General features: G+C 45.9%; 16 protein-coding genes and 1 other annotated feature. Of the genes, 4 read left to right on the top strand and 12 right to left on the bottom strand.

All coding sequences use genetic code 11. From position 1 onward, the window contains the following. Positions 1–150 precede the first annotated feature (150 nt). Both J6U00_RS00655 and J6U00_RS00650 read right to left on the bottom strand, forming a co-directional pair. Positions 151–1098, bottom strand: coding sequence for a PPK2 family polyphosphate kinase (locus tag J6U00_RS00655; protein ID WP_296577574.1), 948 nt, complete (start codon positions 1096–1098; stop codon positions 151–153). Positions 1099–1141: 43 nt separating this feature from the next. After that, positions 1142–2119, bottom strand: a complete 978-nt coding sequence (locus J6U00_RS00650) for a DUF4003 family protein (RefSeq protein WP_296577572.1) — start codon at positions 2117–2119, stop codon at positions 1142–1144. Between the two features lie 314 nt (positions 2120–2433). Here J6U00_RS00650 and J6U00_RS00645 point away from each other — a divergent pair, with 314 nt between their 5' ends. Both J6U00_RS00645 and J6U00_RS00640 read left to right on the top strand, forming a co-directional pair. Beyond that, the gene (locus J6U00_RS00645; RefSeq protein ID WP_296577570.1) at positions 2434–3219 is read left to right on the top strand and encodes a nucleoside phosphorylase; all 786 of its coding nucleotides are present in this window, start codon (positions 2434–2436) and stop codon (positions 3217–3219) included. 4 nt (positions 3220–3223) lie between these two features. After that, positions 3224–4042: an RNA methyltransferase gene (locus J6U00_RS00640; protein ID WP_296577568.1), complete on the top strand. Its 819-nt coding sequence runs from the start codon at positions 3224–3226 to the stop codon at positions 4040–4042. A gap of 75 nt (positions 4043–4117) precedes the next feature. Here the strand turns inward: J6U00_RS00640 and J6U00_RS00635 are convergent, their stop codons facing one another. The 10 genes from J6U00_RS00635 to J6U00_RS00590 form a co-directional block, all read right to left on the bottom strand. Beyond that, positions 4118–5878: a HAMP domain-containing sensor histidine kinase gene (locus tag J6U00_RS00635; RefSeq protein ID WP_296577566.1), complete on the bottom strand. Its 1761-nt coding sequence runs from the start codon at positions 5876–5878 to the stop codon at positions 4118–4120. A gap of 5 nt (positions 5879–5883) precedes the next feature. Continuing rightward, positions 5884–6558, bottom strand: a complete 675-nt coding sequence (locus J6U00_RS00630; protein ID WP_296577564.1) for a response regulator transcription factor — start codon at positions 6556–6558, stop codon at positions 5884–5886. A gap of 804 nt (positions 6559–7362) precedes the next feature. Further along, positions 7363–8136 carry a tryptophan synthase subunit alpha gene (gene trpA / locus J6U00_RS00625; protein ID WP_296577562.1) on the bottom strand — a complete coding sequence of 258 codons (774 nt, stop codon included), beginning with the start codon at positions 8134–8136 and terminating at the stop codon, positions 7363–7365. Next, positions 8129–9319 carry a tryptophan synthase subunit beta gene (trpB, locus tag J6U00_RS00620; protein WP_296577560.1) on the bottom strand — a complete coding sequence of 397 codons (1191 nt, stop codon included), beginning with the start codon at positions 9317–9319 and terminating at the stop codon, positions 8129–8131. The genes trpA and trpB overlap by 8 nt, the downstream gene beginning before the upstream one ends. 21 nt (positions 9320–9340) lie before the next feature. Beyond that, positions 9341–9937: a phosphoribosylanthranilate isomerase gene (locus J6U00_RS00615; RefSeq protein ID WP_296577558.1), complete on the bottom strand. Its 597-nt coding sequence runs from the start codon at positions 9935–9937 to the stop codon at positions 9341–9343. Position 9938: 1 nt separating this feature from the next. Further along, the gene (gene trpC, locus J6U00_RS00610; protein ID WP_296577556.1) at positions 9939–10715 is read right to left on the bottom strand and encodes an indole-3-glycerol phosphate synthase TrpC; all 777 of its coding nucleotides are present in this window, start codon (positions 10713–10715) and stop codon (positions 9939–9941) included. 8 nt (positions 10716–10723) lie between these two features. Then, a complete protein-coding gene (gene trpD / locus J6U00_RS00605; RefSeq protein ID WP_296577554.1) occupies positions 10724–11743 on the bottom strand; it encodes an anthranilate phosphoribosyltransferase in 1020 nt (339 codons plus the stop codon). Positions 11744–11770: 27 nt separating this feature from the next. Beyond that, on the bottom strand, positions 11771–12337 hold the full coding sequence (locus J6U00_RS00600) for an aminodeoxychorismate/anthranilate synthase component II (protein WP_296577552.1): 567 nt from the start codon (positions 12335–12337) through the stop codon (positions 11771–11773). After that, the gene (gene trpE, locus J6U00_RS00595; protein ID WP_296577550.1) at positions 12334–13800 is read right to left on the bottom strand and encodes an anthranilate synthase component I; all 1467 of its coding nucleotides are present in this window, start codon (positions 13798–13800) and stop codon (positions 12334–12336) included. The genes J6U00_RS00600 and trpE overlap by 4 nt, the downstream gene beginning before the upstream one ends. A gap of 61 nt (positions 13801–13861) precedes the next feature. After that, positions 13862–14130: a binding site (T-box leader), on the bottom strand. A 320-nt stretch (positions 14131–14450) separates the two neighbouring features. Further along, entirely contained in the window at positions 14451–14834 is a 384-nt protein-coding gene (locus tag J6U00_RS00590) for a VOC family protein (RefSeq protein WP_296577548.1), read from the bottom strand. Between the two features lie 357 nt (positions 14835–15191). On the opposite strand from J6U00_RS00590, the gene J6U00_RS00585 reads away from it, so the two are divergent. Next, positions 15192–15920: an ATP-binding cassette domain-containing protein gene (locus J6U00_RS00585; RefSeq protein ID WP_296577546.1), complete on the top strand. Its 729-nt coding sequence runs from the start codon at positions 15192–15194 to the stop codon at positions 15918–15920. A 13-nt stretch (positions 15921–15933) separates the two neighbouring features. After that, entirely contained in the window at positions 15934–16860 is a 927-nt protein-coding gene (locus J6U00_RS00580; protein WP_296577544.1) for a SufD family Fe-S cluster assembly protein, read from the top strand. The last annotated feature ends 39 nt before the right edge of the window (positions 16861–16899 follow it).

Genomic DNA, 16899 nt, shown 5'->3' with positions numbered 1-16899 from the left:
TATACATGATAAATTATATCACACTTTTTGCTGCAAGTCAAGAATTTAACGTATTTTCTTGCAAAAGTACAATAAAGGTTAAAAAAATGCCGAACCTTTGAAAGAAATTTCAATTAACCTGATTCATTCTCTCTAGCAGCTTGCCGGACATTATTTTTTGCTCTTTTTCTTGGATTTTTTCTTAGCTGACTCCGGCTTCTTTTCTTTTTTGCCGCTTTCGTACTCCTCCATAGCTTCTGAGAGTATCCTCCTGCACTCGGGCAGCTTTTCCGCTTCCTCGGGCGAAAGTGCAGGATACTGAGGCTTGCAGGCTCTCAGAGCGTCAATGAGTATCTCCGTGAACAGATATCTAGTATACCACCTCTGATCACCCGGGAGCACGTACCAAGGGCTATTTTTAGTAGAAGTGTTGTTTATAACGTCGTTGAAGCACTTAAGATATGCGTCATACTTGTCCCTCACCTTGAGATCATCAGCGCGAAATTTCCAGTTCTTTTCCGGGAGCTCTATACGCTCAAGAAGCTGTCCTGTCTGCTCCTCCTTTGAGACGTGCAGGAATATCTTTACCATGCGGTAGCTGTTCTCATAGAGGTACTGCTCGAAATCATTCACCTGCCTGTATCTCTTCTCAAAGAACTTTTTCTTTGTATCATCGAGCACTCTATCGGATATGTGATATCCCTTCCATATATCCTCAGCTTGAACGGTGACAAGGTCCTCGTAATGGCTTCTGTTGAAAACTGCTATCTCGCCTCTGCGAGGAACATTCTGATGTATCCTCCACAGGTAATCGTGAGCAAGCTCATCAGCTGTAGGAGCCTTGTAGTAATGCACCTTTACTCCTTGCGGATTAATACCGCTGAAAACATACTTTATTATCGAATCCTTTCCGGAAGCGTCAAGAGCCTGTATCACCACGATAAGCCCCTCTTTTGCGTCCGCATAGAACTTGTCCTGAAGAAATGCTATCTCGCGCTTGTTTTCCTCATACTTTTCAATGATCTCATCCTTGTCCGCATTGTCCTCCTTACTGTCTGTTGGGAGCTTGCGGATATCGGTCTTTTTGCCTTCACGGATCAAATATTTGTCTGCCTTCAATTTATATACCTCCATTCTGTAAGAGCCGGTACCGGCTGTTTGTCTATTGATGTATCAGCGGCGCTACGGTCATCATGCTGTAGACCAGCACCGAGTACAGAGTTGCCTGTCTTGCAGCAAGGAGAGTGCGTCTTTCCTGCTCTCCGCCAACATTTTCATCACTTGAGTATGCTATAGTGAGCAACAAGAAGGCGTGGCTTATGGGCTCGCTCCTCCCGAATTCTGAAAGATCCCCAACCGACTTATGCTCGGCAAGAAAGGTTTCACTGTCGCATATATCGCTGATTATCTCCTCGCTGCTGAACTTTGTTATCGAAAGAGCCGCCAGCATGGCAAGCTCGTAAAGCTTGCCGTACTTACGCCCCTTTTTTATCATACTGTCGTACAATTCACAGAATTTGGCGCATTTATCCTCAGGAGTGCCGTGAGCCATCGCAAGTACATGAGAAACCGTCTGTATACTGTTATTGTCGGCACTATGCTTAAGAAGCTTAAAACACGCCTCCATGTCTTCTATGAGCTCGTCGTCGGATTTTTCCGAATATGCCAGCATAACCGCAAATGCAACGTCCTCCTTTGTAGTGAGGATACGGTGCTCCTTCTTCATACGGTCGTATATCTGCCTGCCGCGCATTATGCGCTCCTCGATATTTCCTGTTGGAGCTATTCTCACAAGCAACACCGAAAGCAGGGCAAGATGTTCAGAATTGGTAAAATATTTTTTCAACAGATCATAGCATTCAAGATAGCGCTCCATCTCGCTCTTCGGGTCGCCGCTAACGGATAACCACGATGCTATGAGCGGACGTACAGTGCTCCGGAAGCTGGACAGCATTTTTGGATTCTCCTTTATGAGCTCCATGCTATTACTGAACTTGTCTAGCTCAAACACCGCGTCCGAGGCGCAATAAACATTAGCACATACCGGATAGAGTATATCCCTTTCAAGTGGATAGAAGTCGGTAAACAGTCCGAGGTTAAGAAGGTATTTGTCGCACAATGTCTCAAGCAGTTCTTTCATGGCACACCTCCTTTTGGTATTATCCGAACATAATATTTACAGAGTATGCGCGGCGAAGTTTTCGGCTACGTTTCTCCGTAAAAAACGGTTATTTCTTCCAGCAAGAAATAATTATTGAAACTATTATACCACATTGCAGCAAAAAATTCAACCAAAATCTTGTGAAAATATTGTTTTTTTCGCACAAATGTATTATAATAATGGCATAACTGTCAAAAATCAGGGAGTTCTGACATAATAACACCGTTTCTCTTACTCATGTCACCCCTGTTATTTTCTGCCACAGACCAGCAATAATATGAAAGGATAAAACCATGGCTCTTCAAAAAAACGATTTTCCCATACTGGAATATGACACCTCTCTCTCCTCAATATTTAATTTCAAAAAAACCGCCTCGCCCCTACCACCAAAGGCTGTATACGGCTTTCTCGGCAGTTGTATCGACGACTTTGCCCGCTCCTGCGAAGCATCAATCTCCGGAGAGATAAAAACCATAACAAAGGATTATCCAATATATACCGTAAACTATAAGGGCGAGGAGATATGTTTTTGTCAGGCTCCCATGGGTGCTCCGGCAGCTGTTCAAAATCTGGAACACCTCATACATAACGGCGTAAGACATATCGTTTCCGCAGGCTCCTGCGGAGTACTTTTCGATATCCAGGAAAACGAGTTCATGGTGCCAGTAAGAGCTCTCCGTGATGAGGGCAGCTCCTACAAGTACCTGCCTCCCTCACGGTATATCGAACTTGATATGCCAATGACGGAGCATATATGCCGTACACTCAGTGAAAAGGGCATAGGTTTTCGGAGCTGCACCACATGGACAACCGACGGACTGTTCCGCGAAACCCCTGAAACAGTTACCTGTCGCCGCAGTGAGGGTTGCGATACTGTGGATATGGAATGTGCTTCCCTTGCCGCCTGTGCGAAGCTCCGCGGCGCAGATTTCGGTATGCTTTTTTTCACAGCTGATTCCCTTGCTGATATAAACAACTATGACGAACGGGATTTCGGCACGGCCTCCCTTGTACCTGCCCTCAGCCTTTGCCTTGACATAATAAGCAGCTATTCTCCCCCAAAACAAGGAAAGAGGTAACAAAATGGCAAATATTATAGAAATTAATGACCTTGCAGCCCGTGAACTCCTTCCCTACACCGATACATCAGAGAAAAAGCTCCTTGACTATTTTGCGCCGGGAGATGGCATATTCACTGCTGAAAGCCCAAAGGTCATTCGTACCGCCCTTGATTCTGGCTATGAGCCTGTTTCTCTTCTCCTTGAAAGGAAATACATAAACGGTCAGGCAGCAGATATAATTGAACGCTGCGGAGATATACCGTTCTATACCGCTTCATCTGATATACTCGAAAAGCTCACGGGCTTCAGACTCACACAGGGAGTTTTATGTGCAATGCACCGTAAAAAGCTGCCTGATCCTCAAGATATTCTTGCAGGAGCGGAGCGTATAGCTGTCCTTGAAGACGTGATGAACCAGACCAATATAGGAGCTGTGTTCCGTTCCGCGGCAGCACTTGGCTTTGACGCGGTGCTGCTCACGCCCTCATGCAGCGATCCCCTGTTCAGACGTACAGTCCGTGTAAGCATGGGTACGGTCTTTCAGCTCCCGTGGACTTATCTAAGCACAGGCTCTCCGAACTATATATCTGAGCTTAAAGCTTTAGGCTTTGTATGCGCCGCAATGGCGCTGCGCAGGAACACCGTCCGTATCGACGATGCAAGGCTGAAAGCCGAGGAAAAGCTTGCAGTCATACTCGGCACAGAGGGGGACGGACTGAAAGACGCCACCATAGATCTCTGCGACTATACCATAAAGATACCAATGGCTCATGGTGTTGATTCCCTGAACGTAGCAGCTGCCAGCGCTGTAGCCTTCTTTCAGCTTAGCAGGAATATATAAGAAACTACCTAAATACATCAAAAGGACGCACAAGTGAGTACCCTCGTGCGTCCTTTATTTCTGTTTTACCCCACATTAAAATTCAATGACCGCCGTAAATCTCTTGTCCTTGCAATCAACCTTCAGCCTGAAACCGTTCCTTTCGGCGGCAGCCGCGGCTATTGCAAGTCCGAGACCGTGACTGTTCTTGTCGCTCCGCCCCTTGTCACCCTTCACAAAGGGCATGAGCAGGTCTTTTGTATCCACATTTTCTGCTGTATCATTGACTACTGACAACCGCTTCCTGTCAGCTGTTATTTTTATGCTTCCCCCCTCACGAGTATATTTCACCGCATTAGAGATAAGGTTCTCCACAGCAGCTGAGAGCATATCCTCGTCGGCGCTCACCTCTCCGCCGCCCTCTACAGTGAACTCTATGCTCTTTTCTTCGAAGGCTGTGGTGTACTTTTCCGTGAGTTTCTCCGCAAGCGCCTTTATATCGACTTTCGTTTTGTTCGGATTCTTTATCTGTTCTGTTGCGCTGAGTTCAAGAGTTTTTGCAATCATATCGTCTGTATACGCAACATTTTTCATAATTGAGCTCAGGTATTTCAGCTCCTTTTCACTGCCGACTTCCTTCCGCATCTCAATCAGGTTTTCCGCATAGCCGCCTATGACTGCCAAAGGAGTTTTTATATCATGGGCGAGATTGTTGGTAAGGGCTCGTTGATAGTCCTCAAATGCATACTGGGACTGATTCTTCGTATTCTTCGCCCAGCAGCGCAGGAAGGCGATAAACGCCATTATCAGGAAAAACATCCCTGTAAGGATGATATACATCCTCTTTACGGACTTATTCCATACAAAGACCTTGAAGTAGGTAAAAAGTGTACATTTTTCGTCGTTATAGGTAACAGTCAGATAGCTGGCGTTGCCGTTTTTTATTGTATTGTCGAACTGGTCGTCATAATCCGGGCCGCCGGACTTATACTTTTCGCTTACCGCCTTATCCACCTTTTCCTTTTCTACACCCCATACATTCTCAAAGCCGCAAGACGGATACGTCTCCGGACCGTCATCGCCGTACTTTTTATTCCCCTGAAAATCCATGAACTCATAGCCGCTGAGATTGATACCCTCTGTATTTATCTCTGTATCTTCATAGAGTGCTATCACCTCGTCGTCAAAGATCACCTCATTTAAGTCAGCATATCTTTTATCAGACTTTTTATAATATACCCTTAACGTATGAGGGATTATCCTATGCCTGGAAATATCGACATAAGCGCTCAGGATATCAAAGCTCAGCATACGGTGCTCGGAATAGCGCACATCCAGCGCATGATCTATCAGCTGCCTCAGCTCCGGAAGATCCGCTCCCTCAGGGTCATAGCACAGCCACTTGTTATTTGAAGGGTTATTGTCTGTTTTCAGAATGCACCATATTTTAGCAGCATTTGAAATCATAACATTGCCGTTTCCGTCAATAAGAGCTGATACTGCAATGCCCTCCCTGTCACTGTCCGAGGCTATATGACCTAAAAAAGGAACTGTAAAGCTTTCCTCAAACCCGTAAGTGTTAAGGTAATATGTCCACATTCCCATTTCAAGTGACGCAATGTTGAGCCTGCCGCCTATTTTATCATATTTATCTTCTTTGTACTGTACTGATGTCGACAGCTGATTCTCTAAGCTGCTCTGCTGTGAAAAAGCCTGTCTGCACATAAAATATTCAATGCCATAATTCAACACTGCCGCAAAAAGCAGCGTTATAACGATTACAGCTGCCATCGCCTTTGCAAACAGCTTCCCGAAGGTCGTCCGCTTCGGACGTCGTCTGAAAAGCCTGTTTTTCATTCTGTTCACTCCTTTGTCAGCTTATACCCCCGTCCAACAAGAGTCTTTATCTGCGCACCTGCGCTGCCGAGGGCTTTTCTGAGTTTCTTTATATGATTATCCACCACGCGGTCGCTGCCGAAGTAATCGTAGCCCCACACCCTGTCAAGGAGAGTATCCCTTGTGACCGTCCAGTCCTCATGCTCCAGCAGATAGCGCAGTATGGCGAACTCCTTCGGCGGGAGCTCCACCTCCTCGCCGTCCGCAAAACAGCGGAGGGTCACGGTATCGAGGCTTATCGTACCGCAGGTAAGCTGATTATTGTCTGATATGTTCTTTGCACGGCGCACAAGGGCTTCGCACTTGCTGTACAGCACCGAAAGCAGGAAGGGCTTTACTATATAGTCGTCGCAGCCGAGGTCATAGCCGCTGAGGATATCCTCTTCCCTTCCCCTTGCAGTTATGAAGATAACTGGTATATCGTTTTCCGAGCGTATCCGTCTGCACAGCTCAAAGCCGTCTGTTTCCGGCAACATTATATCGAGGAGCACGAGGTCGTAGCCCTCCAAGCCCCTGTCTATGATATCCGAAGCTTTTCCGCCGCTGTTCACAGTCTCCACTCCGGTGCCCTTGTTACCGAAGTACTCCCGGATTATCTCACATATATCCAAATCGTCCTCAACAAGCAGTATTTTTTTCATAAGTCACGCGCTCCTTATCTACTGACCAAATTATAAACTCTCAATGTGTCTTTTTTATATCCTTTGTATGCTTTTTTTATATCATTATATCTATATTGCATATATTTGTCAAACAATCTGCGGATATTCCCTGTAATGAGGGGTTATAAACAGCAATAAACGATTAGAAAAGAACAATATTTGTCTTGTTTTCCGTTTTATGATATTGTATAATGGTTATGTAAGATACAGTGGGCATATATGTGCATCGATTCAACATATAGTAGAACTGTGTCATATAATACTATTTGTAATTAAAAGCTATATGCATCACCGCTGCTTAAATATGTTACAGGACATAAACATGAATAAAAGCAATCCTTCCCTGACGGTGTGCATATTACATAAAGCTGCGGCGTTCACCCCTCCGCAATGCAGCTTATGCCGGACAATTTCGGCTCCGGCCTTGGCAGTAATGGTACGAACGGGATCTATGATCTCGTTCTTCCAACCAATTCTGCCCGAGAGGATATCCTCCCGTATATTGATACACGATTGTACCACCTCTCTGAATAATAGATAAGAAAGTCCCCCTTATGACCGAGGGGACTTTCTTATTTCAGTGATAGAGCCCGGAAATTCCGGGCTCTTAATGTTATTTACAATTCTCAGCATAAATTTTTGCGTAATAGAGAAAATATGAAATTAATTTTTCAATATTCACTGGTTCCCCAATGAATTTCATCCCATTATAGAAGAAGCTTTTCAGTACATGTTACTGGAGGCTGTATTACATTTCCTCAGTTACTCTGGCACAATGCTGTATCACGATATGACAGCATTCTTCATTTCCCTTACGTACTCGCCAACATAGGGAGCAGCATCCCTGCCATACTTTTCCAGTATCTTGATTATAGCCGAACCTACTATAGCTCCATCGGAAAGGCCTGCCATAGTCTTCGCCTGCTCTGGCTTTGAGATACCGAAACCAACAGCACATGGTACATTAGTGTTTTCGCGTATCACCTTCACTATATCGCCGATATTTGTGTTTATCTCACTTCTTACGCCAGTAACTCCGAGACTTGATACTATATATATAAAACCGCTTGCTTCCTTTGCAATCATTGCGATACGGTTTTCTGAGGTAGGAGCAATCAGGGATATAAGGTCAACTCCGTACTGCTTTGCTACAGCGGAAAACTCCTCCTTCTCTTCAAACGGAAGATCCGGAAGTATGATACCGTCAACTCCAGATTCACAGCAGCGAGCCATAAAGCGCTCTGCATCGTATGAATATACCACATTTGCATAAGTCATGAACACAAATGGTATCTTAACGTCTTTACGAAGCTCTTTTACCAGCTCAAATACTTTGTCCGTAGTTACTCCGCCGGCAAGTGCGCGAATATTTGCCCCCTGTATCACCGGTCCCTCGGCTGTAGGGTCTGAAAATGGTATACCAAGCTCGATAAGGTCCGCTCCATTGGCAGCAGCCTCACGGACAACCTTTGCAGTAGTTTCAAGGTCGGGATCTCCGCAGGTGATGAATGGTATGAAAGCCTTTCCGTCTGCGAAGGCAGCTTTTATATTACTCATAGATTTCCTCTCCTCTATAGCGTGCTATTGCGGCACAGTCCTTGTCTCCGCGTCCTGAAATGGTCACGATTATTATCTTATCCTTGTCCATAGTCGGTGCAAGCTTCATAGCGTATGCTACTGCATGAGCAGACTCGATGGCAGGTATTATTCCCTCTGTACGTGAAAGATACTCAAAGGCGTTTACTGCCTCTTCATCAGTCACTGGCACATATTCTGCCCTTCCAATATCGTGGAGATGCGCATGCTCTGGACCTACTCCGGGATAGTCAAGACCTGCGGAGATAGAATATACAGGAGCTATCTGACCGTATTCGTCCTGACAGAAATAGGACTTCATACCGTGGAATATGCCTATCCTTCCGGTATTTACAGTAGCAGCAGTTTCAAAAGTATCTATGCCTCTTCCGGCAGCCTCGCAGCCTATAAGGCGTACTCCCTCATCGGGAATGAAATGATAGAAGCTTCCTATAGCATTGGAGCCGCCGCCTACACAAGCAATAACAGCATCAGGAAGCCTTCCCTCTGCTTCCAATATCTGCGCTCTTGCCTCACGGGAGATAACAGCCTGAAAATCACGTACTATCGTGGGGAACGGATGAGGTCCCATAACTGAGCCAAGACAGTAATGAGTATCGGATATACGTGAGGTCCACTCGCGCATAGCCTCTGAAACTGCGTCTTTAAGTGTAGCCGTACCGCTCTTTACAGGAATCACATCGGAACCAAGAAGCTTCATACGGTAAACATTAAGAGCCTGTCGCTTTGTGTCCTCCTCGCCCATGAATACCACACACTCCATATCGAGGAGAGCAGCGGCTGTAGCGGTCGCAACACCGTGCTGACCTGCTCCGGTCTCTGCAATCAGGCGCGTCTTGCCCATTTTCTTTGCAAGAAGAGCCTGACCAAGAACGTTGTTTATCTTATGTGATCCTGTATGGTTGAGGTCCTCACGCTTAAGGTATATCTTAGCGCCTCCCAGCTCTCTGGTAAGCTTGTCTGCACGGTAGAGCAGAGACGGTCTGCCAGCGTAATTGTTCAGTAGCTCCGTGAGCTCACGGTTGAACTCAGGGTCGTTTTTATATTGGTCGTAAGCCTGTTCCAGCTCTATGACCGCATTCATCAGCGTTTCGGGTATGTACTGACCGCCGTGAACGCCGAATCGTCCTTTTGACTGTGACATAATATCTTTCCTTTCCTTATCTTATACTGCCCTTACAGCCTCTGCAAAGGCGGCCATTTTATCGAAGTCCTTGAATCCCTCCGTTTCAAGGCAGGAGCTTGCATCCAGCCCGTAAGGATTCAAGGTCTTTATAGCTTTCCCGGCGTTTTCGGGAGTTATCCCTCCTGCAAGGAAGAAATCACGCTTTATACCGCCGATAATCGACCAATCGAACACTTCTCCCGAACCGCTTCCGGAATCAAGCAAAACAAAGTCCGCACAGGAGCTGTTTGCCTTTTCGATATCCTCATTGCTTTTCACCTTGAAAGCTCTAATAACTGTGATACCTTCCCTTTGCAGGCGCCTTATGAGTTCCTCATTCTCATTTCCATGGAGCTGTACAGCTCTTACTGCTCCTGCGCTGACGATACTGTATATCTCGTCAAAACCAGAATCCACGAAAACTCCTACGGGAACTATCCTTTCATCGAGGAGCCCTGTGAGCTCCGCAGCTTTTTCCGGAACGATATAACGCTTGCTGCTCTTTGCAAAAACATAGCCGATGTAGTCTGGCAGCAGCCTGTTTGCGTACTCGATGTCCTCCCTGCGGCGAAGTCCGCACATTTTTATCTTAGTCATATTATCCTTTCAGCTCTGCAAGCTTTGCCTTCTTATCAGTAGCTCTCATAAGAGTTTCACCAATGAGCACAGCGTTTACGCCTGCCTCGCGTAGAAGCCTAATATCTTCCGCATTACGTACTCCACTCTCAGAGACGAAGCTCACGTCTTCTGGAGCAAGCTCCCGAAGTCTGCGGCTGTTGCCTGTATCTACAGAAAAGTCCTTAAGATTGCGGTTATTCACTCCTATTATGCGTGATCCGGCAGCAATAGCTGCATGAAGCTCCGTTTCATCGTGAGCTTCGACGAGAGCTGATATGCCCAGCTCGTCACAGATACCTATATATTCACTTATCTGCTGCTGTGAAAGTATTGAGCAGATAAGCAATACAGCCTTTGCACCGAGGAGCTTTGCCTCATATATCATATATTCGTCAACAGTGAAATCTTTTCGGATACAAGGGATATCCACTGCCGAAGCTATCTCCCGCAGGTACTCGTCGCTGCCAAGGAACCATTTCGGCTCTGTGAGAACTGATATACAGTCCGCACCTGCTGCCTCGTACTCCTTAGCAATATCAAGATAGGGAAACTCCTCTGCGATAATTCCCTTGGACGGCGAAGCCTTCTTGCACTCGCATATAAAGGCAATATCATCCTTTTTCAGTGCTCTTTCAAACTCAAAACTTCCCTTTGGCAGCTGAAGGGCAATCTTTTTCACATCTTCCACCGGGAGCTTTTTCTTAGCCGCAGCCACACGTTCAAGAGCGTAGTCTGCAAGCTGGTCAAGAATAGTCATGCCGCACCTCAGTTCTGTGACTCGGCTATGAATTCATCCATTATAGCAAGAGAAGCGCCACTGTCTATGAGCTCGGCAGCTTTTTTGATACCCTCAGCCATAGTCTCTGCCCTGCCGCCTATATATATTGCCGCGCCTGCGTTCATCAGAACTGCGTTTCTCTTATGTCCGGTTATGCTGCCGTCAAGAATACCGCGTGTGATAGCCGCATTCTCTTCGGGAGTACCGCCCTTTAAGTCATCCCTTGTGCAGCGCTCAAAGCCGAACTGCTCGGGAGTTATCTCGTAATTCTTCATCCAGCCGTCCCTATACTCGCATACTGCTGTAGGAGCGCTCATTGAAATCTCATCAAGCTTATCCTTACCGAATACAACCATACCGTTCTTAGAACCAAGCTTCATAAGCACTTCAGCAACAGGTTCAAGAAGTACACTATCATAAACGCCGAGAAGATGATGCTTCGGGCAGGCAGGATTTGTAAGAGGTCCGAGGATATTGAATACTGTACGGAATCCGAGTTCCTTTCTTATGGGACCTACGTACTTCATAGAGGTGTGGTATTTCTGAGCGAAGAAGAAGCAGAAGCCCACGTTTTCAAGGAGCTGTCGGCACCTTTCAGGTTCGATGTCTATTTTTGCGCCAAGAGCCTCAAGGCAGTCTGCAGTACCTGAAAGTGAAGAAGCCGCGCGGTTTCCGTGCTTTGATACCTTTATGCCTGAGGACGCGATAACGAATGCGGAAGTAGTTGAAATATTGAAGCTGTGAGCATTGTCACCGCCTGTTCCTACTATTTCAAGGAGATCCATATCGTTCTCGAACTTTATCGCAGCGTCACGCATTGCAGCTGCACAGCCTGTGATCTCGTCAATTGTCTCAGCCTTTGTGCTCTTTGTTGAAAGAGCTGAAAGGAAAGCCGCATTCTGGGTAGGAGTGGTCTCTCCTGCCATTATCTCGGATATTACCTTATATGCCTCGTCATAGGTGAGGTCTTCCTTGTTTACTATCTTAACAATTGCTTCCTTAATCATAATAAAACCTCCGTTCAATCTATAGAATTACAATTCAATGAAGTTGCGCAGCATTATCTTTCCGTCGGGAGTCATTATCGACTCCGGGTGGAACTGCACACCATATATGGGGAACTCTTTATGCTGTACCGCCATTATCTCTCCGTCATCGGCAACTGCCGTAACGTTGAAGCAATCTGGTATCGTGGCAGCATCCGCTGCAAGTGAATGATATCTCGCAACAGGCGCCCCTTCATCTATACCTTTGAATATGGGGCTGTTGTTCATGAAGCTTATAACGGACTGTTTTCCGTGCATCAGTTCCTTTGCGTAGGTCACCTTAGCACCGTAAGCGGCACATATAGCCTGATGGCCTAGACAAACGCCAAGAGTCGGTATCTTCTGACATACTGTTCTTGCCGCTTCGATTATTATTCCTGCGTCTTCGGGACGTCCGGGACCTGGAGAAAGGATTATCTTATCAGGAGCAAGCTCCTCTATCTCCTTCACTGTCATCTCGTCATTCCTTATGACCTTGATATCGGGACATATTTCTCCTACAAGCTGATAGAGGTTGTAGGAGAAGCTGTCGTAATTATCAATGAGAAGAATCATACGTCCGCCTCCTCTGCAAGCTTAAGGGCATTTACAACTGCCGCCGCCTTGTTTATACACTCCTGATATTCCTTTTCAGGTACTGAATCAGCAACTATTCCTGCACCGCTTCTTACGAATACCTTTCCGTTCTTCTTGTACGCTATGCGTATAGCGATACAGGTATCAAGGTTTCCGGTAAAATCGATGTAGCCGATAGCGCCGCCATAAATACCGCGCTTGTTGTTTTCAAGCTCTGCTATTAGCTGGCAGGCGCGTATCTTTGGTGCTCCCGAGAGAGTTCCTGCCGGAAGTACAGCACTCACAGCGTCAAGTCCGTCAAACTCTTCCCTTATATCTCCACGCACCGTAGAGCCGATATGCATTACATGGGAATAACGCTCTATGCTGTGGAGCTTTTCCACCTGAACACTACCGAATTTACTAATCTTTCCGAGATCGTTACGTCCAAGGTCAACCAGCATATTGTGCTCTGCAAGTTCTTTTTCATCTGCAAGCAAGTCAGCTTCGAGAGCTTTGTCCTCATTCTCCGTCTTTCCACGAGGACGTGTTCCCGCAAGAGGGAAAGTATGAAGCACTCCGTCCTCCAGCTTTACGAGGGTTTCAGGAGAAGCTCCTGCTATCTCAACGTCTGTTCCGGAGAAATAGAACATATAAGGTGAAGGGTTGATAGTCCTGAGAACACGGTAGGTATTCAGCAAGCTTCCTTCATAGTCAGCGCTGAGTCGATTCGAGAGAACTATCTGGAAGATATCTCCCTCGCGAATATGGCGCTTTGCCTTTTCCACCATATCACAGTACTGCTCCTTGCTAAAGAGAGCTGTTACCTCGCTTTTCAGATGTCCTGCTGGTTCGCGCTTAGAAACGCCGTTTCTAAGGAGGTCAGCCATTTGCTGAAGCTCCATTTTCGCCTTATTGTAGCCTGACTCTCCCTCTTCAAGACGCATATTCGCGATGAGTATGAGCTTCTGGCGGAAGTTGTCAAAAGCTATGACCTTGTCAAAAAGCATCAGGTCCACATCCTTGAAGTTCTCGGTATCCGTCACATCGGTGCGGAGAGTCTTCTCGCTGTAGGCAAGGAAATCGTATGAGAAATAGCCTGCAAGACCGCCCGTGAAAGTAGGAAGATAGTCGAATTTGGGGCTTCTGTAATTTGAAAGTATCTGTCTAATCTGAACTGAAGGATCCTCTGTTGTCATTTTCACGTCGCCGATAGAAAGCTCGTTTCCGGCTGCGGTAATTTGCAGCTTTGGATCGTAGCCAAGGAAGGTATACCGCCCCCATTTCTCCTTGTCTGCCACAGACTCAAGCATATAGCAGTGAGTCGAGATACTCTTGAGTATCATAATGGCTTCGATAGGAGTGCAGATATCTGACAGTATCTCGCAGCTCACCGGGAGAATGTCATACCTGCCGCTCTCAGCATAACGTTTTACTTCGTCGAATTCGGGTAAAAATTTCATTTAAAGCACCTCCGGGGTCTGTCGGAATAATAAAAAAGTCCCTGACAGACCAATTTGATCTGTCAAGGACGAATAATCTTATCCGCGGTACCACCTTGATTCACGGCATTGCCATGCGCTTTACAGGATACTAACATATCCCTGATGATTAACGCACATCCTTACGTTGCAGAATACTCTGGAAAAGGCTACGGAAAAAACCAACTCTTGCCGCCCCATTTGACTGCACCCTCAGCGGTCCATTTGCTAATCTGTTTTTCACCCGACTCTCAGCAACGCGGGCTCTCTGTAGAAGCATAATTAACTTTATCTCCGCTTCAACGGTTTAATATGTTGCTATTATATCATTGATTTTCTCTCTTGTCAAGGGGTTTTTGAAATTTTTTTCGATATAGGGTGTTAGTGCAAGAAAAAAGCCGTACTCTTTGAGTACAGCCATTTCTGATTTGTCCCTTACAACAAATTCTTTTCGGCACGGGGTGCAGACCCGTGCAGAAGCAAAGGAATCACTTCTTGAATACATTATATAATAATGCAATTAATTTAGCAAGACTTTTTTTGCGGATAATTGCCGCCCATTGTGCAAAAAGTGCGGTTATGCACAAAAAACATATTTTTGAGCGTGTTTTTTTGTTGCAAAAGCTGCCATATCAGACTGTTAGCTCTATGATATTCCCCTCAAAAGCGGAAATGCAACTCTCATAGTAACCGTCTCCCGTAATCCTAGGGCCGCTTATTACCTCATAGCCATCTGCTCTTAGTTTTTCTGTAAGCTCGTCTACCCTTTCCTCACTGCCGAGACTGAAAGCTATATGAGCATATCCCATCTGGGCTGTATCTCTTGGCATATCTGCAATTTCCGGACGGGTCATTAGCTCCAGCCGTGAACCGCTGTCAAAGCTGATAAAATAAGAGCGAAAACCGGTCCTTTCATTATAATAGCCACTGTTTGAACTTCCTCCGAAGTACCTGAGGAAAAAGTCCCGTACGCCTTCGAGGTCATTTACGTATACTGCTACGTGTTCAATAATCATAGCTCTGCCTCCCTTCCATGATAAAATTATAATCTGTAATACCATTCATGTCAACAATGGAAGTTTTCATGTATGTAAAATAGGTGTTTTAGTATGATAACGTATTATACCCTATTCTACGTTATTTCCCCTCTTACACATTGTTTCTCTTATGCAACAAAAGGACTGTATTGGTTGATTTCGGGCATACTGCGTGTTATAATTGGTGTGTCCTCAATAACCGCCGCAAGGCGGTCATTATCCCGAACTATGTTCGGAGAGCGTAAGTTCTTAAAAATCATGGAATTTGCGCAGTACACTAATTTATGTTAAGCTCATTTTGCTCTGAAGAGCAAAACAAATTGAAGGGAGTAAAAAATGCTCGAACTGAAAAATATAGTTTTCAACGCCGACAATGACGGTAAAAACGTGGGTATCCTCAGAGATATCAGCCTGACCGTAGAGGACAGCAAATTCGTGGTCATTACAGGTCCAAACGGCGGTGGTAAATCAACGCTTGCAAAGGTCGTTGCAGGTATAGTAAAAAATAATTCTGGTCAGATTATCTTCGACGGCGAGGATATCACCGAAAAAAGCATCACAGACCGTGCAAAAATGGGTATAGGCTTCGCTTTTCAGCAGCCTGTCCGCTTCAAGGGTATGACTGTTGTCGATCTTCTCAGGATCGCTGCCGGCAAAGCTCTTTCTGTATCGGAAGCCTGCGAATACCTCTCAGAAGTTGGACTATGTGCCAAGGATTATATCGACCGTGAAATAAACGCCTCCCTCTCCGGCGGAGAGCTGAAGCGTATAGAAATAGCCACTGTGCTTGCCCGTGACGTAAAGCTTGCGCTCTTTGACGAGCCCGAGGCAGGCATAGACCTGTGGAGCTTCAACAACCTTATACGTATATTTGAAAATATGCGCAGGGACCGCAGAGGCAGATCCATAATTGTTATCTCTCATCAGGAACGTATCCTCAATATTGCTGACGAGATAGTAGTCATCGCTGACGGAAAGATAGTCAAACAGGGCGATAAGGATACTATCCTCCCAGAGATAACAGGTACTGAAAATGCTGTGAATGTTTGCAGCAAAATACAGTAAGGAGGCGACAGATATGGTTAAAATGGACGCAGTTCAGAAAAGACTTTTTCAGGAGGTCGCCGATCTACACGGTATACCGGAAGGAGCTTATAATCTCCGTGCAAACGGACAGGCTATCAGCAGGAACACCACTGCAAATATTGATATCCAGTCCAAAACAGATGTCAGCGGTATTGATATCCGCATAAAGGACGGAACCAAAAACGAAAGCGTGCATATTCCCGTTGTGCTGAGTCAGAGCGGAATAAAGGAGAATGTATACAACGATTTCTATATTGGCGAAGACTGTGACGTCTTAATAGTCGCAGGCTGTGGCATTGAAAACTGTGGCTCCCAGGACTCAGAGCATGACGGTATACACCGATTCTATATAGGAAAGAACTCCCGTATAAAATATGTGGAAAAGCATTACGGCTCCGGCGATGGAAGTGGAAAGCGCATACTAAATCCCGTTACAGAGGTCTACATGGAGGAAGGAAGCACCATGGAAATGGAAATGGTGCAGATAAAGGGAGTTGACTCCACAGAGAGGACAACTATTGCAGAGCTTAAGGAAAACGCAAAGCTCATAGTCCGCGAAAGACTCATGACCCACGGTGTTCAACAGGCAGGCAGTATATACAAGGTAGACCTTAAGGGGGACGGTTCCAGTGCGGACGTGGTATCGCGTTCTGTTGCCCGTGACGACTCATATCAGAAACTGGATCTCTGCATAATCGGAAACGCTGCTTGCAGCGGTCACACAGAATGCGACTCAATAATCATGGATAACGGACGTATACTTGCTGTTCCTTCCCTTGAAGCAAACAGTATAGACGCGGCTCTCGTTCATGAGGCTGCTATAGGCAAGATTGCAGGAGAACAGCTAATAAAGCTCATGACCCTCGGGCTTACCGAGGCTGAAGCTGAAGAACAAATAATAAACGGCTTCCTCAAGTGAGGCTTATGATAATACCAGAGTAATGCTGTTCTGTAATTG

The sequence above is a fragment of the Ruminococcus sp. genome (assembly GCF_017650195.1).
Lineage (GTDB): Bacteria > Bacillota > Clostridia > Oscillospirales > Ruminococcaceae > Ruminococcus.
The sequence above is the reverse complement of the archived record's forward strand: the minus strand, read 5'-3'. Positions and strand labels throughout refer to the sequence as shown.